The organism is Arthrobacter sp. UKPF54-2 (assembly GCF_007858535.1).
Lineage (GTDB): Bacteria > Actinomycetota > Actinomycetes > Actinomycetales > Micrococcaceae > Arthrobacter.
The window spans coordinates 3,487,998-3,509,595 of sequence record NZ_CP040174.1 but is presented as its reverse complement, the minus strand read 5'-3'; the positions used below and the strand labels follow the sequence as shown (position 1 = coordinate 3,509,595).

The 21,598-nt window shown below is 69.5% G+C and carries 19 protein-coding genes; 16 read left to right on the top strand and 3 right to left on the bottom strand.

Annotated elements, in window-relative coordinates:
* Positions 1-2 precede the first annotated feature (2 nt).
* From E7Y32_RS16150 to E7Y32_RS16095, 12 genes are all read left to right on the top strand, one after another.
* On the top strand, positions 3-524 hold the full coding sequence (locus tag E7Y32_RS16150; protein WP_146338035.1) for a tripartite tricarboxylate transporter TctB family protein: 522 nt from the start codon (positions 3-5) through the stop codon (positions 522-524).
* Positions 517-2,049: a tripartite tricarboxylate transporter permease gene (locus tag E7Y32_RS16145; RefSeq protein ID WP_146338033.1), complete on the top strand. Its 1,533-nt coding sequence runs from the start codon at positions 517-519 to the stop codon at positions 2,047-2,049. The genes E7Y32_RS16150 and E7Y32_RS16145 overlap by 8 nt, the downstream gene beginning before the upstream one ends.
* 114 nt (positions 2,050-2,163) lie before the next feature.
* Positions 2,164-3,348 (top strand): 1-deoxy-D-xylulose-5-phosphate reductoisomerase, encoded by a 1,185-nt coding sequence (gene dxr, locus E7Y32_RS16140; protein ID WP_146338031.1) that lies wholly within the window; start codon positions 2,164-2,166, stop codon positions 3,346-3,348.
* Between the two features lie 39 nt (positions 3,349-3,387).
* Positions 3,388-4,719, top strand: a complete 1,332-nt coding sequence (locus tag E7Y32_RS16135; protein ID WP_146338029.1) for an RIP metalloprotease — start codon at positions 3,388-3,390, stop codon at positions 4,717-4,719.
* Positions 4,720-5,009: 290 nt separating this feature from the next.
* On the top strand, positions 5,010-5,738 hold the full coding sequence (locus E7Y32_RS16130) for a MarR family transcriptional regulator (protein ID WP_146338027.1): 729 nt from the start codon (positions 5,010-5,012) through the stop codon (positions 5,736-5,738).
* Complete coding sequence (locus tag E7Y32_RS16125) at positions 5,735-6,262, top strand: hypothetical protein (RefSeq protein ID WP_146338024.1); 528 nt, start codon at positions 5,735-5,737, stop codon at positions 6,260-6,262. The genes E7Y32_RS16130 and E7Y32_RS16125 overlap by 4 nt, the downstream gene beginning before the upstream one ends.
* A gap of 28 nt (positions 6,263-6,290) precedes the next feature.
* Positions 6,291-6,584: a YciI family protein gene (locus tag E7Y32_RS16120; RefSeq protein ID WP_146338022.1), complete on the top strand. Its 294-nt coding sequence runs from the start codon at positions 6,291-6,293 to the stop codon at positions 6,582-6,584.
* Between the two features lie 60 nt (positions 6,585-6,644).
* A complete protein-coding gene (ispG, locus tag E7Y32_RS16115) occupies positions 6,645-7,811 on the top strand; it encodes a flavodoxin-dependent (E)-4-hydroxy-3-methylbut-2-enyl-diphosphate synthase (RefSeq protein WP_146338020.1) in 1,167 nt (388 codons plus the stop codon).
* Positions 7,774-8,661 (top strand): GNAT family N-acetyltransferase, encoded by an 888-nt coding sequence (locus E7Y32_RS16110; protein WP_146338819.1) that lies wholly within the window; start codon positions 7,774-7,776, stop codon positions 8,659-8,661. The genes ispG and E7Y32_RS16110 overlap by 38 nt, the downstream gene beginning before the upstream one ends.
* A 377-nt stretch (positions 8,662-9,038) precedes the next feature.
* Positions 9,039-10,850 (top strand): proline--tRNA ligase, encoded by a 1,812-nt coding sequence (locus E7Y32_RS16105; RefSeq protein WP_146338018.1) that lies wholly within the window; start codon positions 9,039-9,041, stop codon positions 10,848-10,850.
* A gap of 22 nt (positions 10,851-10,872) precedes the next feature.
* Positions 10,873-11,667, top strand: a complete 795-nt coding sequence (locus E7Y32_RS16100; RefSeq protein WP_146338016.1) for a TSUP family transporter — start codon at positions 10,873-10,875, stop codon at positions 11,665-11,667.
* Between the two features lie 38 nt (positions 11,668-11,705).
* Positions 11,706-13,157 (top strand): pyridoxal-dependent decarboxylase, encoded by a 1,452-nt coding sequence (locus E7Y32_RS16095; protein WP_146338014.1) that lies wholly within the window; start codon positions 11,706-11,708, stop codon positions 13,155-13,157.
* Here the strand turns inward: E7Y32_RS16095 and E7Y32_RS16090 are convergent.
* From E7Y32_RS16090 to E7Y32_RS16080, 3 genes are all read right to left on the bottom strand, one after another.
* A complete protein-coding gene (locus tag E7Y32_RS16090; RefSeq protein WP_146338013.1) occupies positions 13,154-14,215 on the bottom strand; it encodes an aminoglycoside phosphotransferase family protein in 1,062 nt (353 codons plus the stop codon). The two genes, E7Y32_RS16095 and E7Y32_RS16090, sit on opposite strands and share 4 nt — an antisense overlap.
* A gap of 21 nt (positions 14,216-14,236) precedes the next feature.
* Positions 14,237-14,968, bottom strand: a complete 732-nt coding sequence (locus E7Y32_RS16085; protein ID WP_146338011.1) for a VIT family protein — start codon at positions 14,966-14,968, stop codon at positions 14,237-14,239.
* A gap of 98 nt (positions 14,969-15,066) precedes the next feature.
* Entirely contained in the window at positions 15,067-16,179 is a 1,113-nt protein-coding gene (locus tag E7Y32_RS16080; protein ID WP_186467006.1) for a ferritin-like domain-containing protein, read from the bottom strand.
* 114 nt (positions 16,180-16,293) lie between these two features.
* Between E7Y32_RS16080 and rimP the strand changes: the two genes are divergently transcribed.
* The 4 genes from rimP to infB all read left to right on the top strand — a co-directional run bounded on the left by rimP (position 16,294) and on the right by infB (position 21,400).
* The gene (gene rimP / locus E7Y32_RS16075) at positions 16,294-16,908 is read left to right on the top strand and encodes a ribosome maturation factor RimP (RefSeq protein ID WP_146338007.1); all 615 of its coding nucleotides are present in this window, start codon (positions 16,294-16,296) and stop codon (positions 16,906-16,908) included.
* Entirely contained in the window at positions 16,908-17,888 is a 981-nt protein-coding gene (gene nusA, locus E7Y32_RS16070; protein WP_146338005.1) for a transcription termination factor NusA, read from the top strand. The genes rimP and nusA overlap by 1 nt, the downstream gene beginning before the upstream one ends.
* 99 nt (positions 17,889-17,987) lie before the next feature.
* Positions 17,988-18,383 carry a YlxR family protein gene (locus tag E7Y32_RS16065; RefSeq protein ID WP_146338003.1) on the top strand — a complete coding sequence of 132 codons (396 nt, stop codon included), beginning with the start codon at positions 17,988-17,990 and terminating at the stop codon, positions 18,381-18,383.
* Positions 18,384-18,535: 152 nt separating this feature from the next.
* Positions 18,536-21,400, top strand: coding sequence for a translation initiation factor IF-2 (gene infB / locus E7Y32_RS16060; protein ID WP_146338001.1), 2,865 nt, complete (start codon positions 18,536-18,538; stop codon positions 21,398-21,400).
* Positions 21,401-21,598: the final 198 nt, after the last annotated feature.

Genomic DNA, 21,598 nt, shown 5'->3' with positions numbered 1-21,598 from the left:
CAATGTCTTCGCACGCTCTTACGCCCACCAGGCGGCCGACAGGGGAGATCCTTTTCGCCCTGTTGTTCGTCAGCGTGGGCGCGGCGGGGCTCCTGACGGCGGGATCCATCCCGATCCCGCCGTCAGAGACCGGCATCGGGCCGCGGGCCTTCCCCTACATCGTCTGCGGCATGCTGGTGCTCGTCGGCACCGGCATCGTCGTCCAGGTCCTCCGGGGCAAGGTCGGACAGGCCGAGGAAGGCGAGGACCTGGACGTCACCGCCACAACGGACTGGATCGCCCTGGCCAAGCTCGTCGGCTTTGTCATCCTGCACATCTTCCTGATCGAACCCGCGGGCTGGCCCGTGGCAGCGGCCGTGCTGTTCAGCGGGGCCGCCTGGACCCTGGAGGCCAAACCGCTCTGGAAGGCCGTCCTGGTCTCCGTGGCCATGGCCCTGGTGCTGCAGTACGTCTTCGGCGGCCTGCTGGGCGTCTCGCTCCCGCCGGGCCCGCTGCTCGAGGGGGTGCCGTTCCTCCATGGATAACTTCATGCTCCTGCTCGAAGGCTTCACCACGGCGCTCCAGCCCGTCTACCTGCTCTACGCCCTGGGCGGCGTCTTCGTCGGCACCGCCGTCGGCGTACTGCCCGGCATCGGCCCCGCCATGACCGTGGCCCTGCTGATGCCGATCACTTACGCACTGGATCCGGCGGCGGCCCTGATCGTCTTCGCCGGCATCTACTACGGCGGCATGTACGGCGGCTCCACCACCTCCATCCTGCTCAACACCCCGGGGGAGTCCTCCTCGATCGTCACCGCGCTCGAGGGCAACAAGATGGCGAAGGCCGGCAGGGGAGCGGCGGCGCTGGCGACGGCGGCGATCGGCTCGTTCATCGCCGGCACCATCGCCACCGTGCTGCTGTCCTTCCTCGCCCCGGTGGTGGCCGACCTCGCCGTCGGGCTCGGACCGGTGGACTACGTGGCCCTGATGGTGGTGGCGTTCCTGACGGTCGGCGCGCTGCTGGGGGCCTCGGTGCTGCGCGGCCTGGCGTCGCTGGCCCTGGGGCTGTTCATCGGCCTGATCGGCATCGACGACAGCACGGCGCAGCAGCGCTTCACCTTCGACAACCCCAACCTGGTGGACGGCATCGACATGGTGTTGGTGGCGGTGGGCCTCTTCGCCCTCGGCGAGGCGCTGTACGTCGCCTCCAAGCTCCGGCACGGCCCGGTGGAGGTCATCCCGGTCAGCACGGGCAAGAACGCCTGGCTGTCCAAGGAGGACTGGAAACGGTCCTGGAAGCCGTGGCTGCGCGGGACCTTTATCGGATTCCCGATCGGCACGGTGCCCGCCGGCGGCGCGGACGTCTCCACATTCCTGTCCTATGCCGCCGAGCGGAAGCTGGCGAAGGGCGCCCACAAGGCGCAGTTCGGGAAGGGCGCGATCGAGGGCGTCGCCGGTCCGGAGGCCGCCAACAACGCTGCGGCCGCCGGTGTCCTGGTGCCGCTGCTGACCCTCGGCATCCCGACGACGGCCACCGCCGCCATGATGCTCACGGCCTTCCAGCGCTACCAGATCCAGCCCGGACCGCTCCTGTTCGAAAACCAGAGCGCCCTGGTCTGGACGCTGATCGCCTCGCTGTACGTGGGCAACCTGATGCTGCTGGTGCTCAACCTGCCGCTCGTGGGCCTCTGGGTGAAGATCCTGCAGATCCCGCGGCCCTACCTGTACGCCGGCATCCTGGTCTTCGCGGCGCTCGGCGCCTTCTCGGTGAACTTCTCGCCGAGCGACGTCGGCGTGCTGCTGGTGGTCGGCATCCTGGGCTACTTCATGCGCCGCTACGGCTACCCGGTGGCGCCCATGGTGGTGGCGATGATCCTCGGGCCGATGTTCGAGGTGCAGCTGCGGCGCTCGCTGCAGCTCTCCCAGAACGACCCCGTGGCCCTGGTCTCCACCCCGTTCGCCGTGGTGGTGTACGTGACCATGGGCCTGATCTTCCTTGGCTCGTGGTGGTTGCGCCGCCGCCAGGCCGCCCTGGAAGCGGTAACCGAGAAGGAGTCCGTGTCCGTCTGAGCCGCCGAGCTGGCAGATCACGGCAGTGTTGTGGGGAAACACTGCTGTGATCTGCCACTTCGTGGTTAAAGCGCGGGTGGAACCGGTGCCTCCGCGGTGCGGGATACTGGAACCATGCAGCCGCGCACAATCGTCCTCCTCGGATCCACCGGTTCCATCGGCACCCAGGCCATCGACGTCGTCGACGGCGCCCCGCACCTCTTCGAGATCGTTGCCCTCAGCGCCGGCGGCGGCAACCTTGAGCTCCTGGCCCGGCAGGCCGTGCACACCCGTGCCCGCGCCGTCGGCGTCGCCAGCGGGGACGCCGCGCACCTCCAACAGCTGATCGACGACGCCGCCCGCGCCACCGGTGTGTCCGGCTACCGGCCGGAGATCATCACCGGCCCGGACGCCTCCACGCGGATCGCCGAAGTCCCGGCCGACGTTGTGCTCAACGGCATCACCGGCTCGATCGGCCTCGCCCCCACCCTGGCCGCGCTGAAGTCCGGCGCCACGCTGGCGCTGGCGAACAAGGAGTCCCTGATCGTGGGCGGCGCCCTGGTCAAGGCCGCCGCCCGCGAGGGCCAGATCGTCCCGGTCGACTCCGAGCACTCCGCGATCGCACAGTGCCTGCGCTCCGGTACGGCCGCAGAGGTGGACCGGCTCGTGCTGACCGCGTCCGGCGGCCCGTTCCGCGGCATGACGCGGGAGCAGCTGCACAACGTCACACCCCGGGAGGCCCTGGCGCACCCCACCTGGGACATGGGCCTGATGGTCACCACCAACTCCGCAAGCCTGGTCAACAAGGGCCTGGAAGTCATCGAGGCCCACCTGCTTTTCGACATCCCGCTGGAACGGATCGACGTTGTGGTCCACCCGCAGTCGGTGGTGCACTCCATGGTCCAGTTCGTGGATGGCTCCACCATCGCGCAGGCCTCCCCGCCGGACATGCGCCTGCCGATCGCCCTCGGCCTGGGCTGGCCGGACCGGGTGGCCGGGGCCGCGCAGCCCTGCGACTGGACCAAGGCAACCAGCTGGACCTTCGAGCCGCTGGACACCGAGGCGTTCCCCGCCGTCGGCCTCGCCAAGGAAGCCGCCCGGCAGGGCAGCACCTACCCGGCAGTGTTCAACGCCGCGAACGAGGAGGCGGTCATGGCCTTCCACGCCGGCCGGATCCGCTTCACCGAGATTGTCGATACGATCGAAGCCGTCCTCAGCGGCCACTCAGGATCCTCCGGGCTGACGGTCGAATCCGTGCTCGATGCTGAACAGTGGGCACGCGCGCGGACCCTCGAACGTTTGGCCGTTGGAAGTGCCTAAGCAGTAGCCCCCAGTGCCCAGGAAGTAGCAAAGCCCAGCATGAGCCCCGTTGTCCTCTTTATCCTCGGTGTCGTCTTTGTGGCGATCGGCATCGCCGTGTCCATCGCCCTGCACGAGGTCGGCCACCTGGTCCCGGCCAAGCTCTTCAAGGTGCGCGTGACGAAGTACATGATCGGCTTCGGGCCCACGGTCTGGTCCCGGCGACGGGGCGAAACCGAATACGGGCTGAAGGCGATCCCGCTGGGCGGCTTCGTCTCCATGATCGGCATGTACCCGCCGAGCAAGACCGACGGCAGCATCCGGCCCTCGAGCACGGGCATGTTCCAGTCCCTCGCCGCCGACGCCCGCTCCTTGGCGCATGAGGAAGTCGGACCCGAGGACGCGAACCGGGTCTTCTACCGGCTGCCGGTCTGGAAGAAGATCATCATCATGCTGGGCGGGCCCGCGATGAACCTGCTGATCGGTGTGGTGCTGACCGCCGTGCTGCTGATGGGCTTCGGTGTGGCGGCGTCCACCACCACCGTCGCCGACGTCTCCAAATGCCAGGTCAAGGCCGGCGAAACAGTGGATCCCAACTCCGCCGACTGCAAGCTCACCCCGGCGGCCGCCGCCGGCCTCAAGCCCGGGGACCGGATCACCTCCTTCGATGGCAAGGCCGTCACCAGCTGGGAGGAACTCACCGGCTGGATCCGCGCCTCCGCGGGCAAGCAGGTCAGCCTCAGCGTGGAGCGCGACGGCGCCCAGGTCAGCACCACGGTCACGCCGGTCCTCTCCGCCCGCCCGGTGGTGGGCGAGGACGGCCGGCAGGCCAAGGACGCCGCCGGCAAGCCGCTCTACCAGGACGTGGGGTTCTTGGGGATCGGCGCCCAGACCGCGCTGGTACCGCAGCCGGCCACGGCCGTGCTGCCGCTGGCCGGCGAGAACATCAAGCAGATCGCCGGCGTTGTGCTTAACCTCCCGGCCCGGGTGGCCGGCGTGGCGCAGGCGGCCTTCAGCGAGGAACCCCGCGACCCCAACGGCCCCATCAGCGTCGTCGGCGTGGGCCGTGTGGCCGGGGAGGTCGCCGCCATGGAGCAGGTGCCGCTGCAGAGCCGGCTGGCCGCCCTGGTGGGGCTGCTCGCCGGGCTGAACTTCGCGCTGGCCGTGTTCAACCTTGTCCCGCTGCTGCCGCTCGACGGCGGCCACGTCGCCGGGGCGCTGTACGAGGGCGCCCGCCGCCGGATCGCCAAACTGCTGGGCCGGCCGGACCCCGGCGCGTTCGACATCGCCAAGCTGCTCCCGGTCACCTACGTTGTGGCCGTGCTGCTGATGGGCATGTCCGCGCTGCTGATCTACGCGGACATCGTCAAGCCGGTCAACCTCTTCGGCTAGCGCGGCGGCTTCCATGCAGGGTGCGCCCGGTCGAGCCAACGTTCCCGCCCGGTTACCCGTGGCCGCACCCGCTGCCCGCCGCCCGTGGCCGCGCAATTCCGCGGGCGCCGGGTCTCCTGGGTCGGAGTAACTGGGCGGGAGCGCCGGAGCGCCCCGGACGGCCTCCGCCGAGTCGCGTGGCCCGGCAGCCGCGGCAGGATGAGTGTGACTTCTCAGCCATATTAGGCTTATTTTTAGTAATCAGTTGAAAATGATTGATTATCAGGAATCAGCCCCCTAGGGTGGGGGCTATGTACGTGATGACCATCGACCAGCGCGGCAGCAGCGCCGACATTGACCGCGTTCCCGCCCTGCTCGCCGAGTTGCGGGAACTCTCGACGGCGACGCGCTTCGAGCGTTCCGTGGGCGACGAGGTCCAGGGCGTTGTGGAGCGGCCGGACGAAGTCGTCGCGATTGCCCTGCACGCCCTGCGGAGCGGCCGCTGGTACGTGGGCATCGGGGTGGGCGCGGTGGACCTGCCGCTGCCGTCCAGTCCCAGGGAAGGCTCCGGCCCGGCCTTCGTGGCGGCCCGGGCAGCCGTGGAGAGTGCCAAGTCCGCGTCCGCGCACGTTCCCCTCGCCGTGGTCTCCGGGGGGCTGCGCAGGGGACAGGCGGCCCCCTCGCCCGCAGGATCCGCAGGCGCCCGCGCCTGTGCCAACGCCGAGGCCGTGCTGCGGCTGATCGGGCGGCTCGTCCAGGAGCGCACGGCCGCCCAGTGGAAGGTGGTGGATGCGCTGCGTTCGGTGCAGCACGGTCACCCCGGCACACACGGCACGCAGAAAATCGCCGCCCAAAAACTCGGAATCACCGAGCAATCGGTGAGCCGTGCGCTGCTGCGCTCCGGCTGGCAGGAAGAATGGGCCGCGAGGCCGGCGGCGGAAATGCTGCTGTCTTTCGCCCACGGACTCATCACCGGCGCCACGGACGCCGGCGAGCAGCCGGATTCCCGCCCCCGGGACAGTACAGAAGGAGACCGGTGAACGCCCTCTGGATCACCCTGGCCCTGCTCACCGCCGGGTTCGCCGGCTGGCCGGTGACCGCGCTGGTCTTCCGGCTGGCCCGGACCATTGATGACCGGGCCGACGCCGCCGGCGCCGCGGATGTAGCCGACGTGGCCGATGACCCCGCGGCCGATGCCACCGCCGACCCCTCCGCCACCGCCGCTGCCCCCGGCGGATCCGCCACGGTTGCCGCCGGCCCTTCAGCCGGGACCGCCGGCCCTGCCGCCGGGGCAGCGGGCTCCGAAGCCCCAACGGTCAGCAGCGTCCGGATCCTCCGCGGCGGCGCGATCATTGGCGTCCTGGAACGCCTGGCGGTCTGCCTGGCCATCCTCACCGGCCAGCCGGTCGCGATCGCCTACGTCGTTGCGATCAAAGGCCTGGGGCGCTTCGCGGAGCTCAAGGAAACGCCGGTGGCCGCGGAACGGTTCATCATCGGCACCCTCACCTCGCTGCTCTGGGCGGCCGGGGTCGCGGCCCTGGTCAAGGTGCTCCTCCTCGGCTGACGCCCCGGACAGGCGATAGGGTATCCGTATGACTGTTTTTGCTGTTGAGTACGTTTACGACGCCGAATCCGCCGAAACCCGCAACGCCGCCCGCCCCGCCCACCGCGAATGGACCGCCGGCCTGGCCCAGGACGGCACGATCCTGGCGAGCGGCCCGTACGGGGACGGCGCCGGAGCGCTGCTGATCTTCAAGGCGGCCGACGAACAGGCCCTCAACGAAATCCTCAAGCAGGACCCCTTCGCCGCGGCAGGCGCCATCTCCGGCACCCGCACCACGGAGTGGGCTCCGTTGACCGGCCTGCTGGCCGAGCACGCGGCCTAGTCCGTTCCGCCCACCCGCCATCGATCTTCGACCTAGAATTCGATCCACAGAGGAGTCCACGTGACCTCGGTCAGCCTGGGAATGCCGTCGGCACCGCCCCCCGTTCTTGCCCCGCGCCGTAAAACCCGCCAGATCAAGGTGGGCTCGGTCGGCGTCGGCTCCGACTCACCGATCAGCGTGCAGTCGATGACCACGACTCCGACCACGGACATCAACGCCACCCTGCAACAGATCGCCGAACTGACGGCGTCCGGCTGCGACATCGTCCGGGTGGCCTGCCCGTCCGCGGATGACGCCGAGGCGCTGCCGATCATCGCCCGGAAGTCGCAGATCCCGGTGATCGCGGACATCCACTTCCAGCCGAAGTACGTGTTCGCCGCCATCGAGGCCGGCTGCGCGGCCGTCCGCGTGAACCCGGGCAACATCCGCAAGTTCGATGACCAGGTCAAGGAAATCGCCCGCGCGGCCAAAGACCACGGCACCTCGATCCGGATCGGCGTGAACGCCGGTTCGCTCGAGCCGGGCATCCTGAAGAAGTACGGCAAGGCCACCCCGGAAGCCCTTGTGGAATCCGCCGTCTGGGAGGCCTCGCTGTTTGAAGAGCACGGCTTCCACGACTTCAAGATCTCGGTCAAGCACAACGACCCCGTCATTATGGTCGCGGCCTACGAGATGCTCGCGGAAAAGGGCGACTGGCCGCTGCACCTCGGCGTGACCGAGGCCGGTCCGGCGTTCCAGGGCACCATCAAGTCCGCCACCGCCTTCGGCGCGCTGCTCTCGCGCGGCATCGGCGACACCATCCGGGTCTCCCTCTCCGCCCCGCCGGTGGAGGAAATCAAGGTGGGCAACCAGATCCTGCAGTCGCTGAACCTGCGCCCGCGCAAGCTCGAAATCGTCTCCTGCCCGTCCTGCGGCCGCGCCCAGGTGGACGTCTACACGCTCGCCGAACAGGTCACGGCGGGTCTGGAGGGCATGGAGGTCCCGCTGCGCGTGGCCGTTATGGGCTGTGTGGTCAACGGGCCCGGCGAGGCCCGGGAAGCGGACCTCGGTGTGGCCTCCGGCAACGGCAAGGGCCAGATCTTCGTCAAGGGCGAGGTCATCAAGACTGTTCCTGAGGACCAGATCGTAGAGACACTGATCGAAGAGGCCATGCGTCTCGCTGAAGAGATGGGGGAGTCGGATGGCGAAGATGCTGTCCAGGGTAGCCCCGTGGTTAGCGTCTTGTAGGGACGGTGCGGCCGCCGGCCCCACCCTCCGGATCCTGACGGGCGCGGACACCGGGGCTCTACTGGAGCTTGCCCGGCAGGACGCCGTCGCCAACGTCTTTATCCTCTCCCACCTCGAGACTGCCGGCACTGCGTCGCCCACCGCCGGCGGCGCCAGCATTTTCGGCGTGTTCGACGGCGGGACGCTGCTCGGGGCTTGCTGGGCCGGCGCCAACCTGGTGCCGGTGCAGCTGGCCCCGGAACTCGCCGGCCTTGTCGCCGCAGCCGCCCACCGTTCGGGCCGCCGCTACGCCTCCATTTTCGGCCCGGCCGGGACAGTCCGGGCACTCCACTCGGCACTGGAGCAACTGGGCCACGAAGCCCAGGAAATCCGCGCGAACCAGCCGCTGCTGACCATGACCGGTCCGCCCCGCGTGGAGCCCAACCCCGCCCTCGGCTTCGGCCACCTCGCGGACTTCGACAGGATCCTGCCCGCCTGCGCGGCCATGTTCGAGGAGGAAGTGGGCTATTCGCCGTACCTCGGCGGCCGCGAGTACTACAGCCGCCGGGTCAAAGGCCTGATCCGTGCCGGCCACTCGCTGGTCCACCTGGGCCCGAACCGCGAGGTGGTGTTCAAAGCCGAACTCGGTGCGGTCACCCCTGAGGTAACGCAGGTGCAGGGCGTCTGGATGGACCCGGCGTTCCGCGGGCTGGGCCTGAGCGCCGGTTATATGGCCGCCGTCGTGGACCTGGCCCAGACGCTGGCGCCCGTCACCAGCCTCTATGTCAACGACTTCAATACCCGCGCCCGGGCAAGTTACGAGCGCGTCGGTTTCCGCCAGGTGGGAACGTTTGCCACGGTACTTTTTTAGACACCTTCTTGACACGCAATGTTGACAGAAATGTGGTTGCAGACTCTTGATTTGACTCCCAGGATCACATAGGTTCTAGCTAGCCGCGCCGAGCAGGCGCGTGCGGTCTCAGGGAGGATCGAACCATTGGCTGCTGGTACCGCCCGGAAGGGCAGGATCAGCAAGCCGGCAGCCTTGGACTTAGCGGCACTGGGGACGCAGGGGCCACGCCATCACGGGATGACCAGCCGGAAACGGCCAGGGGCTTCCGCGTCATGGCGTGGCTCTTCCCTTTCCGCCGGGAAACCGGTGCGCGGCGAGACGGTAGATTAGTAGCTGGATAAATTCGCAAACACCCAGTTCGCCCCTGCACTTCCTCAGAAACGGATACCCCTCCAGTGGTCCTTCGACTCTCCAAGCTATTCCTGCGCACCCTGCGTGAAGACCCCGCCGACGCCGAGGTGGCCAGCCACCGGCTGCTGGTCCGGGCCGGCTACATCCGCCGCGCGGCCCCGGGTATCTACACCTGGCTGCCGCTGGGGCTGAGCGTCCTGCGCCGGGTGGAGCAGATCATCCGCGAGGAAATGGCCGCCATCGGCGCCCAGGAAGTACACTTCCCGGCACTGCTGCCCAAGGAACCCTACGAGGCGACCAACCGCTGGACCGAATACGGCGAGGGCATCTTCCGGCTCCAGGACCGCAAGGGCAACGACTACCTGCTGGCCCCCACCCATGAGGAAATGTTCACCCTGCTGGTGAAGGACCTGTACTCCTCGTACAAGGACCTGCCGCTGAGCATCTACCAGATCCAGAACAAGTACCGCGACGAAGCCCGGCCCCGGGCCGGCCTGCTGCGCGGCCGCGAATTCATCATGAAGGACTCCTACTCCTTCGACGTCGACGACGCCGGCCTGGACGCCAGCTATGCCGCCCACCGCGGTGCGTACCTGAAGATCTTCGAGCGCCTTGGCCTGGAGGTCGTCCCGGTCACGGCCACGGCCGGCGCCATGGGCGGGTCCAAGAGCGAGGAATTCCTGCACCCCACCGAGATCGGCGAGGACACCTTCGTGCGTTCCGCCGGCGGTTACGCGGCCAACGTCGAAGCCGTCACCACCGTGGTTCCCGCGGACATCGACTTCTCCAACGCCCCGGCCGCTGACGTGCGGGACACCCCGGACACCCCTACCATCGAAACCCTCGTTGACGCCGCCAACGCCCTGGTGCCCCGCAGCGAGGCCGACGGCGGCGCCTGGACCGCAGCGGACACGCTCAAGAACGTGGTCCTCGCCCTGACCCTGCCCACCGGCGAACGCCAGCTCGTCGTCATCGGCGTGCCGGGAGACCGCGGCGTGGACCTCAAGCGCGTCGAAGCGAACATCGGCTCCTTCCTGCCCATCGCCGGCGAAATCACGCTCGAGGCCGCGAACGAGGAAGACCTCAAGAAGCAGCCCCTCATCGTCAAGGGCTACCTCGGCCCCGGTCTGTCCCTCGACGCGCCCCTGCTGGGCACCGAGGGCGCCGCCAAGCTGCTCTACCTTGTGGATCCCCGCGTGGTCAGCGGCTCCGCCTGGGTTACCGGCGCCAACGAGGCCGGCAAGCACGTCTTCGGCCTGGTCGCCGGCCGTGACTTCGGCTGGGACGGCGTCATCGAAGCCACCGAGGTGCGCGCCGGCGACGAAGCCCCCGACGGCTCCGGCCCGCTGGAAACCGCCCGCGGCATCGAAATGGGCCACATCTTCCAGCTCGGCCGCAAGTACGCCGAGGCTCTGGATCTGAAGGTTCTGGACCAGAACGGCAAGCAGGTCGTCGTCACCATGGGCTCCTACGGCGTCGGCGTCACCCGCGCGGTGGCGGCCCTGGCCGAGTCCAACCACGACGAGAAGGGCCTGGTCTGGCCGCGCGCCGTCGCACCGGCCGACGTGCACGTCGTCGCCGTGGGCCGCGGCGAGGAGATCTTCGCCGCCGCGGAGAAGCTGGCCCTGGAACTGGAGGCCGCCGGCCTCGAGGTCATCTACGACGACCGCCCCAAGGTGTCCCCGGGCGTCAAGTTCGGCGACGCCGAGCTCGTCGGGGTGCCGACCATCCTCGCCGTCGGGCGCGGACTGGTGGACGGCGTGGTGGAGATCAAGGACCGCCGCAGCGGCGAAGCCGAGAACGTCGCCGTGGACAAGGCGGTGGCCCACGTGGTCAACGCCGTCCGCAACAACTGACCCGCCGCCGGCGATACCGAGGATGGTCTCAGGTCTCGAATCGATCCAGCTCGCCACCCTGGTCCTGGTCGTGGTGGCCGGCTTCGCCGCCGGCTGGGTGGACGCCGTCGTGGGCGGCGGGGGACTGATCCAGCTTCCGGTGATGCTGTTGGTCCCCGGGATCAGCCCGGTGCAGGCGCTGGCGACGAACAAGATGGGTTCCATCTTCGGCACCACCACCAGCACCGTCACCTACTACCGGCGGGTCCGGCCGGACCTGCGCACCGCGGTGCCGATGGCGGTGATCGCACTGGCCGGCAGCTTCGGCGGCGCGGTGGTGGCGGCCAACCTGCCGGCGAGCGTCTTCAAGCCGATCATCGTTGCAGCGCTGGTCGCCGTCGCACTGTTCACGGCGTTCCGGCCGAACGTGGGCGAGTTGACCAAACTGCGGCACGACGGGCACCGGCACTACGTCGTGGCCTGCCTGATCGGGGCGGTGATCGGCTTCTATGACGGCATGATCGGCCCCGGCACCGGTTCCTTCCTGATCATCGCCCTTGTCTCCGCCATGGGCTACGCGTTCCTGGAGGCCAGCGCCAAGGCCAAGATCGTCAACATGGCCACCAACGCCGGTGCCCTGATGTTTTTCCTGCCCCACGGCTCGCTGCTCTGGGGCCTGGGCCTGGTCCTGGGCGCAGCGAACATGGCCGGCGGCTACCTCGGCGCCCGCACCGCCGTGAGCCGGGGCAGCAAGTTCATCCGGATCGTGTTCCTCGTGGTGGTGGGCGCCCTGATCATCAAACTCGGCTCCGACGTCTGGCAGGACGTCTTCGGGTAGCCCTGCCCCAACCGGGTCCGCGGGCGTAGCATGCAGCTATGTCAGCACCTGTTGAACGCTACGGCGATGCCCTGGCGGCCGCGGTCCGGCACGCCCGCCAATGGCTGGAGAGCCAGCAGACACGGCGCGTCGGCCCGAGCGCATCCGCAGCCGAACTTGCCGCCGACTTCGGTGGCCCGCTGCCCGCGGCCGGCATGCCCGCCGCTGACGTGGTGGACTACCTGGCCGCCAAGGCCGAACCCGGGCTGATGGCGATGCCCTCCGGACGGTTTTTCGGCTGGGTGATCGGCGGCACCCTGCCGGCGGCGCTGGCGGCCGACTGGCTGGTCAGCGCCTGGGACCAGAACGCCGGGCTGCGCTTCGCCACCCCCGCCACGGCCGCCATCGAAGAGGCCGCCGGGCACTGGCTGCTTGACCTGCTGGGCCTTCCCGAAGAGTCCGACGTCGGGTTCGCCACCGGCGCGACGATGGCCAACTTCACCGGCCTGGCGGCTGCGCGGTGGCGCCTGATGGCCGACGCCGGCTGGGACCTCGACGCCGACGGCCTCGCCGGCGCGCCCCGGATCCGCTGCTTTGTGGGCCAGGAGCGGCACGACACCATCGACCTTGGCCTGCGGTACCTGGGGCTGGGCCGGCCGACGGTGGTGCCCGCGGACCGCCAGGGCCGACTGGACCCGGCGGAACTGGACCGCGCGCTGGCCGGTGCCGCGGGAGACGCCGGCGCCGCGGGAGCCGCCCCGGCTAACGGCGGATCTGCCCGTGTCCCGCTGCTGGTCTGCCTGCAGGCCGGGAACCTGCACTCCGGCGCGTTTGATCCCTTCCAGGAGGCGATCGCCGTCGCCAAGGCCCACGGCGCCTGGGTCCACGTGGACGGCGCCTTCGGACTCTGGGCCGCCGCAGTGCCGGAACTTGCCGGCCTGACCGCCGGGCTGCAGGGCGCGGACTCGTGGGGCACCGACGCACACAAGACCCTTAACGTGCCGTATGACTGCGGCATCGCCGTGGTCCGGGATGCGCAGGCGTTGCGCTCGGCCATGGGCGTGCACACGAGCTACCTGATCCAGGCCGCGGACGGTGCGGCGGACCCCTTCGAGACCGTCCCGGAACTGTCCCGCCGGGCCCGCGGCGTGCCGGTCTGGGCTGCGCTGAAATCGCTGGGCCGGGACGGCGTCGCAGCCCAGGTGCGGGGGCTGGTGCTGCGCGCCCGGCAATTGGCGGAGCAGCTCTCGGCGCTTGACGGCGTCGAGGTGCTCAACGACGTCGACTACACCCAGGTCTCACTGGCCTTCGGGGACGACGCCGCCACCCGCGCGGTCACGGAGCGGATCATCGCCGACGGGCGCGTCTGGATGTCCGGCTCCCGCTGGCAGGGCCGGGACATCCTGCGGATCTCGGTCAGCAACTGGAGCACGGACGACGCCGACGTGGCTGCCGCCGTCGACGCCGTGCGGGACGCGCTGGCGGCCGTGCGCGGGCACCGCGCCGGCTAGCCCGGCGGGCTGGCCGAGGCTCCGGGCGCGGGCAGCTCATACGCGGCAGGCAGGCCGTCCAGGGTGTTGCCGGCAAGTGTGCTGGCCACCCACAGCGAGCGGGCCAGGTCACCGCCGTGGCCCCGCCTGGCCGCGTACCACAAGGCGTTCTCCACCTCCCGGGCCACCGCCCACTGCCGGGCGGCCTCGCCGTCGAGCCCCGCGGCGGCGCTGAAGTCGAAGCAGCGCTCCAGGAGGGCCTCGCCGGGGCCGGAACGTGGCAATTCGGCCAGCCGGTTCCAGAGCAGCGGCGCCACCGCGAACTCCGCTTCGCCGACCATCGGCTGCGGGTCGATCGCCTTGAAGTCCGCGGCCGCAGAGCCTTCCGGGCCCGATCCAGCCGCAGTGCCGGGCACGGCGAGGATGTTCAGGAAGTGCAGGTCGGTGTGGACCAGCACGTCCGTGCCGGAACGCCGGCCGACGGCGCCCCTGGTCTGGCAGACCTCCAGGGCCGCCTCCAGCAACCAGCGCGGGAAGGGCCGGCCGAGCCGTTGCCAGCTCTCCGGCAGCTCATCGCTCCACTGTTCGGCGCGGGCGGCAACCTGGCCGAACTCCCGCCACTGGGGCCGGCCGTCCGGCGTCAGGCCCAAGCTGCGGACCAGGCCGCCCCAGACCGGAACTGCCACGTCCATCGGCTCGTCCTGAAGCGAGCGTCCGGCATCGAGCCGTTCCAGCAGCAGCGCACCGGCACCGGCGTCGCTGTCCAGCAGCCGTACGGCGCCGTCCCCCTGCCACAGGGCGAGGGCGTGGGGTTCCACAAGCGCTTCATCGTGCGGATAGGCGATCTTGAGGACGGCAGAGCCGGTAGCCTCGGCGCGGTGACTGCGGACCGGGACGACGACGGCGCCGTGGCCGTGCCACGGCAGGGCGCCGGGTGCCAGGTCGGGGACCAGCTCCCACCGCGCTAGGCACCCGGAGATCAGTTGGGGCAGTGAGGCCAGCCAGGCCCGGCCCTCGGCGCTGCGGCTGTAGCGGCGGGCGAGCCCGGGCGGGATTGGAACGGCTGCTGGCGTGGTCATCGACTCCAGCGTAGTTTCCGCTTAGGCGACGACCCCGCTGGCACCCAGCCAGCTGCCGATCAGGAAGGTCGCCACCAGTGCGGCGGCGCCACCGATCACCACCCGGACGGCCGCCTTCATCTTGGAGCCGCCGCCGATCCAGGCGCCGATGGCACCGGTCGCCGCGAGGGCCACCAGCACCGCCACGAAGGTCAGCGGGACGCGGATGTTCTCCGGCGGGAGCAGGATGGCGAGCATGGGCAGGATGGCGCCGACCAGGAAGGCCATGGCGGAGGCGAAGGCCGCATGCCAGGGGCTGACGATGTCCGTCTCGTCGATGTGGAGTTCGGCCGACAAATGCGCGCCGAGGGCATCGTGCGCGGTCAGTTCCGTGGCCACCCGGTGGGCGGTCTCCTGGCTGAGTCCCTTGCCCTGGTAGATGGCGGCGAGTTCGGCGAGTTCCTCCTCGGGCTGCTCGGCCAGTTCCCGGCGCTCCTTCTCGATCAGGGCCTGCTGGCTGTCCTTCTGGCTGCTCACGGAGACGTATTCGCCCAGCGCCATCGAGATGGCGCCCCCCACGACGCCGGCAGCGCCGGCGATCAGGATGGGGCCCGAATCGGTGGTGACACCGGCGACGCCGACCACGATGGCGGCGACCGAGACAATGCCGTCATTGGCACCCAGCACGCCGGCGCGGAGCCAGTTCAGCCGGTGCGCGATGTCGTTGCGGTGGGGTTCGTTGTCATGAAGGGTTGCTGCGCCGCTGGTTTCCATGAGTACAGCAAATCATTGGCGGACGCGGCTGACCAGTATTGGAAGGCTAAGCACAATAAGCCTGACCTTGCCCGGAGGTCTTGTCAGCGCAAGCGCGCTCAGCCGGAGGGCAGGGTGGGGAACGTCGCCGGATCGGCGGCCAGTCCCGGAACCGCGTCAGTGGTGGCGCCCCAAAACGCGGCCCGTCGTGCGGCAGCCACGAGCCCGGTGATGGCCCACCGCCGGGTGTCACCGTCGCTGAAAGCCACCAGATCGCCGTAGGCCGGCAGCGCGGCGGTCTCCAGCGCAGCCAACCCGGGTCCGGGGGAGGCCAGGAACGCAGGGTCCAGGGCGTAGCCGGCTTCCCGTGGCGGGATCGGGGCGCAGTGCGCGCGGCTCAGGGATTCCGCGCCGGCGACGAGTGCCTCGTGCCGTGCGAGGTCCTCGGCGGCTGTCTTCGCTGCTGCGCCGTCCAGCCGGGTCAGCGCCACCTGGTAGTCGTAGACGGTTTCCAGTTCGGTGCGGATGAGGGCCGCGAGGGCGCCGGGCAGGCCCGCATTCCCGTCCGCGCCGGTGCCGGCGCCGCTGCCGCCGGGCGCCCCGGCCGACGCCGGCGCGGCCGGGCAGGACGGTCCGGCAGTGGCCGCGGCGGCCGGGCCAAGGTCCGGCAGTCCGGCCGCCGGGTCCGGAATACCGGCCGCGGCGGCAAGCGAGGAGGACTGCAGTAGTTGCCCGGTCCCGACGGCGGCCAGTAGCCGGGCCATTCCGCCGTCGGCCGCGGCCGCATCGGTGAGCCGCTGCCGACCGCTGCGTGCGAGGTCTGCAACCAGGTTGGTGACGGTGGCCGGCGCTGATGCGGTCGGCGCCGAAGTAGTCGGCGCCGGTTGGGCAGCCTGCACCGGGCCGGGCAGCAGGGCCCGGGCCTGCGTTGTCAGCAAACTCACAGTGCGCGTCACGGCGGGCAGCGCGGCGGCCGCCGGGGCGGCAATGGCGGGGTCGGAAGGGGCAGCGCCGAGCTGTTCGCCGGCGGCCTTCAGCTGCAGGGCATCGGCCAGGGCCGCGGCACGGGCGCGCTCGGAGGGCGGCGGTTCCTGCGGTTCCTGCGGTTTTCCGGGCTGCAACACCATGCCCAGGCTGATCACTACAAGGGCGAGGCAGGCGAGGAGGGCGAGGCGGGGGAGGTGCCGGGGCAGCCGGGCCCGCCGTCGATTTTCCCTGCTGTCGTCTTTCACAACAGACCATGTTGTCATGGTTGGCAGCTCGGCCGGGAACTCCATGCACCACGGCGCCGGGAATATCGCTAGGCTAGTAGACACAACATCATCTAGCGGGAGGCGGGCGGCATCATGACCAACGCAGAAGCCACGACTTCAACAGACCGGACCGGGACGGGGAAGGCTGAAGCCGCACCCGCTCACAATCTGGAGGCCGAGCGCCTGTACGCGCTCCTCGAGCCTGCGGTCCTGGCCAACCGGCTGTACCTGGAGGACGTTTCGATCCACGTTGCCGGGGCCAACCGCGTGGTCCACGTGGTGGTGGACCTGCCGCAAGAGGAAACCGGAGGCGTCAGCCTCGACGTCATCGCCGAGATCTCCAAGACCCTCTCGGACATCCTGGACAACGACCCGAGCACCGACTCGCGGCCCTACGATCTTGAGGTGTCCTCGCCCGGCGTCGGCCGACCGCTCACCGAGGAGCGGCACTGGCACCGTGCCCGCGGACGCCTCGTCACGGTCAACGTGATCCAGGGCGACAACGTTACCGGCCGTATCCAGTCCGTGGACGACGGCGGCGTGACCCTGGTCCCGGAACTGACCGTCAAAAAGGGGATGAAGCCCAAGCAGGGCGATCCCGTCAAGCTTCCTTTCGACAGGATCCGCAGCGGAAAAGTCGAGATAGAGTTCAGCCACCTCGAAGAGGCCGGTCTGGAGAACGACAATGGACCTTCCGAGGAGGCCTAATGGATATTGACATGAGCGCACTGAGACTCCTGGAGCGTGAGCGCGAAATCCCGCTGGATCTCCTGATTCCGACCATCGAGCAGGCCCTCCTGGTGGCCTACCACAAGACGCCGGGCGCCTTCGAGAAGGCCCGGGCGGAGCTGGACCGCAAGAGCGGCCACGTGACCATCTGGGCCACCGAGATCGACGACGACGGCGCCCCCATCGGCGAATTCGAGGACACCCCGGCCGGGTTCGGACGGATCGCGGCGAGCACCGCGCGGCAGATCATCCTGCAGCGCCTGCGCGACGCCGAGGACGACAACGTGCTGGGCCAGTTCAAGGGCCGCGAGGGCGAACTCGTTGCCGGCACCATCCAGCAGGGCAACAACCCGCACATGATCCAGGTCAACCTCGGAACCGTGGAGGCGCTGCTGCCCCCGCCCGAGCAGGTACCTGGCGAGAAGTACACCCACGGCAACCGGCTCCGGGCGTTCGTGATCGACGTGCACCGCGGCACCAAGGGCCCCTCCATCACCCTCTCCCGGTCCCACCCCGGCCTCGTGCGGAAGCTCTTCGAACTGGAGGTCCCGGAGATCGCGGACCGGTCGGTCGAGATTGTGGCCCTGGCCCGCGAAGCCGGCCACCGCACCAAGATCGCGGTCAAGGCGAACACCCCCGGCATCAACGCCAAGGGCGCCTGCATCGGCGAGATGGGCTCCCGGGTCCGCGCCGTGATGACCGAGCTGAACGACGAAAAGATCGACATCGTGGACTACAGCGACGATCCGGCGACGTTCATCGCCAGTGCGCTCTCGCCGTCGCGCGTGAATTCGGTCACCATCACGGACGAGGCCGCCCGGTCCGCCCGCGTGGTCGTGCCGGACTACCAGCTCTCCCTCGCCATCGGCAAGGAAGGCCAGAACGCCCGCCTGGCCGCCAAGCTCACCGGTTGGCGGATCGACATCGTCTCCGACGCCGCGGAGAACCGCGACAAATAGGCCACACCTCAGGCCCCGTACGCCGGCCCCGGAATCCCCGCCAGTTCGGGGTCCGGGCGCCGGAGGGGCTAGAATAGACATGACCGCGCCTAAGGGCCGGTGTCCGCGTGCCCTCGGGCAGGCAGTCAGGTACAGGCAGGAAGATACTCGGACGTGGCACCAGTGCAACACCTCGAGGATCAGCCGCAGCGTACCTGCATCGGATGCCGGCAAAAGGGTTCGCGGTCGGAGCTTCTCCGGCTCGTCGCCGGCGCCAGCGGTTCGTCCGCTGTTGTGGTCGATGAACGACGCCGGATGGCTGGCAGGGGAGCATGGCTGCACCCCAGCGAAAAGTGCCTGGCACTGGCGGTCAAACGTCGAGCGTTCGGACGCGCCCTCAACGGGGCCTCCGGAACCGCCGACGTCGAGCGCCGGATCCTGGCAGGCACGCAAGCAGCGGGCACCCCGGTGGCCGCAGCAACAACCGTCCAACCTGAAAGCGGGTCAGAAAACTGATGGAAACCCGATGAGTTCCCAGCGATGAGTGCGCAACGATGACAACTTTGTTGCGCTCTGCAATGGGCCTTTCAGCTGCACTCGCGGCGGAGGCCCGCAGTAAGAAGTAGACGGTTCGTGCCTGGCTCGGTGCGGACCGAGACAGGAGAAATGTGGCCAAGGTCCGCGTACATGAGCTTGCTAAAGAGCTCGGTATCACTTCCAAAGATGCAGTAACCAAACTGCAGGAACTGGGCGAATTCGTTCGCTCCGCCTCTTCCACCATTGAGGCCCCGGTGGTGCGGAAACTCCGCAACGCCTACCCCGACGCGCCCGCCGCTCCGAAGTCCGAAGCGCCCGCGTCCGCCCCCAAGGCCAGCCCCGCAGCTTCAGCACCGGCGCCCGCGCCGGCCCCGGCTGCGCCGAAGGCCGCCGAAACCAAGGCTGAAGCTCCGGCGCCCGCTCCGGCCGCTTCGGCTCCGGCCGCAGCCCCTGCCGCCGCACCGGCTGCCGAGGCGCCGGCGGCCCCGTCCGCTGGCGCAAAGCCTGGCGCACGTCCGGCTCCGAAGGCTGAGACCCCGGCTGCTCCGGCACGCCAGGGCGGCTCGGCACCGCGTCCGGGTGGCCCGCGCCCCGGCAACAACCCGTTCGCCACGTCGCAGGGCATGCCCCGCGGCCGCGGCGGCGACAACGAACGCAGCGCGCGTCCGGGCAACAACCCGTTCGCACCTTCCCAGGGCATGCCGCGTCCGGGCGGAAGCCGCACCGAGGGTGAACGCCCCGGCGGCCCGCGTCCCGCAGCAGGCCCCGGCGGTCCCCGTCCGGGCGCTCCCCGTCCGGCCGGCGCTGCCGGCGCACGTCCGGGCGCTCCGCGTCCGGCCGGCGCACCCGGCGCCCGTCCCGGCGCCGGCGGAAACCGTCCGACCCCCGGCATGATGCCCAACCGCACCGAACGTCCCGCACCCGCTGGTGCAGGCCGTCCCGGCGGCGGCGGCCGTGGCCCGGGCCGTCCGGGTGGCGCTCCAGGTACCGGTGCTCCCGGTGCCGGTGGCGGCGCTCCGGCCGGTGGTGGCTTCGGCAAGGGCGGCCGCGGCCGCGGCGGCACCCAGGGTGCCTTCGGTAAGGGCGGCGCAGGCCGTGGCAAGCAGCGCAAGTCGAAGCGTGCCAAGCGCCAGGAACTCGAGCAGATGAGTGCTCCGTCGCTGGGTGGCGTGAGCGTACCCCGCGGCGACGGCAACACCGTCGTCCGGCTCCGCCGCGGCTCGTCCATCACGGACTTTGCCGACAAGATCGAGGCAAACCCCGCAGCACTGGTGACGGTCCTCTTCCACCTCGGCGAAATGGCCACGGCCACCCAGTCGCTGGATGAAGAGACCTTCGCCCTGCTCGGCGAGGAGCTTGGCTACAAGCTCCAGGTTGTGTCCCCGGAAGACGAAGAGCGCGAGCTGCTCTCCGGTTTCGACATCGACTTCGACGCCGAACTGGAAGCCGAAGGCGACGAGGAACTCGAGGCACGTCCTCCGGTTGTCACCGTTATGGGTCACGTTGACCACGGTAAGACCCGGCTGCTCGATGCCATCCGCAAGTCGGACGTTATGGCCGGCGAGCACGGCGGCATCACGCAGCACATCGGTGCCTACCAGGTAACGCACAACCACGAAGGCACCGATCGCAAGATCACCTTCATCGACACCCCGGGCCACGAGGCGTTCACCGCCATGCGTGCCCGTGGTGCGAAGGTCACCGACATCGCCATCCTCGTGGTGGCAGCCGATGACGGTGTGATGCCGCAGACCATTGAGGCCCTCAACCACGCCCAGGCGGCCAACGTGCCGATCGTCGTGGCCGTGAACAAGATCGACAAGGAAGGCGCCAACCCGGACAAGGTCCGCGGCCAGCTGACCGAGTACGGCCTGGTTCCGGAAGAGTACGGTGGCGACACCATGTTCGTGGAGGTCTCTGCCCGCCAGAACCTCAACATCGACGAGCTGCTCGAGGCTGTCCTGCTCACCGCGGACGCAGCCCTGGACATGCGCGCCAACCCGAACAAGGACGCCCGCGGTATCGCGATTGAAGCCAACCTGGACAAGGGCCGCGGCGCGGTTGCTACCGTCCTGGTTCAGTCCGGCACCCTGCACGTCGGCGACACGATCGTCGCAGGCACGGCCCACGGCCGCGTCCGTGCGATGTTCGACGACGACGGCAGCGCCCTGACCGAGGCTGGCCCGTCCCGCCCCGTGCAGGTCCTGGGTCTGTCCAACGTGCCGCGCGCCGGCGACACCTTCTTCGTGACCGCTGACGAGCGCACCGCCCGCCAGATCGCCGAGAAGCGTGAAGCCGCCGACCGCAACGCCGCCCTGGCCAAGCGCCGCAAGCGCATCAGCCTGGAAGACTTCGACCAGGCCGTCGCCGATGGCAAGATCGACACCCTCAACCTCATCCTCAAGGGTGACGTGTCCGGTGCCGTGGAAGCCCTCGAGGACGCGCTGCTCAAGATCGACGTCGGCGAGGGTGTCCAGCTCCGCGTTATCCACCGCGGTGTCGGTGCGATCACCCAGAACGACGTCAACCTGGCCACGGTCGACTCCGCCGTCATCATCGGCTTCAACGTCAAGCCCGCCGAGCGTGTTGCCGAACTGGCAGACCGCGAAGGCGTGGACATGCGCTTCTACTCCGTCATCTACGCAGCAATCGATGACATCGAAGCAGCCCTCAAGGGCATGCTCAAGCCGGAGTACGAAGAGGTCCAGCTTGGCACCGCCGAGGTCCGCGAAGTGTTCCGTTCCTCCAAGTTCGGCAACATTGCAGGCTCGATCGTCCGCTCCGGTGTTATCCGGCGCAACGCCAAGGCCCGCATCAGCCGCGACGGCAAGATCATCGGCGACAACCTCACCGTTGAGACGCTCAAGCGCTTCAAGGACGACGCCACCGAGGTCCGCACGGACTTCGAGTGTGGTATCGGTCTTGGCTCGTACAACGACATCAACGAGGGTGACATCATCGAGACCTTCGAGATGCGCGAAAAGCCGCGCGTCTAGTCTGAGCTAGCGTTACACAGGTGCGGGGCCGTTGGATTTTTCCGGCGGCCCCGCCCCTGCGCTGGGCGGCCAACGTCTGACGACGTCGGCCGCCCAGCTCCGGCAGGCCCGATGCCACTCCCAGGCCGCCGGAAAAAATCCAACGGGAGTCCGTCGTAGGCTTGACTTAGGCGCGTGGCACCAAACCCCAGGTGTATG

Coding starts and splice junctions, on each gene's coding strand:
- E7Y32_RS16150 (WP_146338035.1), top strand. CDS start 3: ATGTCTTCGCACGCTCTTACGCCCACCAGGCGGCCGACAGGGGAGATC.
- E7Y32_RS16145 (WP_146338033.1), top strand. CDS start 517: ATGGATAACTTCATGCTCCTGCTCGAAGGCTTCACCACGGCGCTCCAG.
- dxr (WP_146338031.1), top strand. CDS start 2,164: ATGCAGCCGCGCACAATCGTCCTCCTCGGATCCACCGGTTCCATCGGC.
- E7Y32_RS16135 (WP_146338029.1), top strand. CDS start 3,388: ATGAGCCCCGTTGTCCTCTTTATCCTCGGTGTCGTCTTTGTGGCGATC.
- E7Y32_RS16130 (WP_146338027.1), top strand. CDS start 5,010: ATGTACGTGATGACCATCGACCAGCGCGGCAGCAGCGCCGACATTGAC.
- E7Y32_RS16120 (WP_146338022.1), top strand. CDS start 6,291: ATGACTGTTTTTGCTGTTGAGTACGTTTACGACGCCGAATCCGCCGAA.
- E7Y32_RS16110 (WP_146338819.1), top strand. CDS start 7,774: ATGCTGTCCAGGGTAGCCCCGTGGTTAGCGTCTTGTAGGGACGGTGCG.
- E7Y32_RS16100 (WP_146338016.1), top strand. CDS start 10,873: ATGGTCTCAGGTCTCGAATCGATCCAGCTCGCCACCCTGGTCCTGGTC.
- E7Y32_RS16095 (WP_146338014.1), top strand. CDS start 11,706: ATGTCAGCACCTGTTGAACGCTACGGCGATGCCCTGGCGGCCGCGGTC.
- E7Y32_RS16090 (WP_146338013.1), bottom strand. CDS start 14,215: ATGACCACGCCAGCAGCCGTTCCAATCCCGCCCGGGCTCGCCCGCCGC.
- E7Y32_RS16085 (WP_146338011.1), bottom strand. CDS start 14,968: ATGGAAACCAGCGGCGCAGCAACCCTTCATGACAACGAACCCCACCGC.
- rimP (WP_146338007.1), top strand. CDS start 16,294: ATGACCAACGCAGAAGCCACGACTTCAACAGACCGGACCGGGACGGGG.
- nusA (WP_146338005.1), top strand. CDS start 16,908: ATGGATATTGACATGAGCGCACTGAGACTCCTGGAGCGTGAGCGCGAA.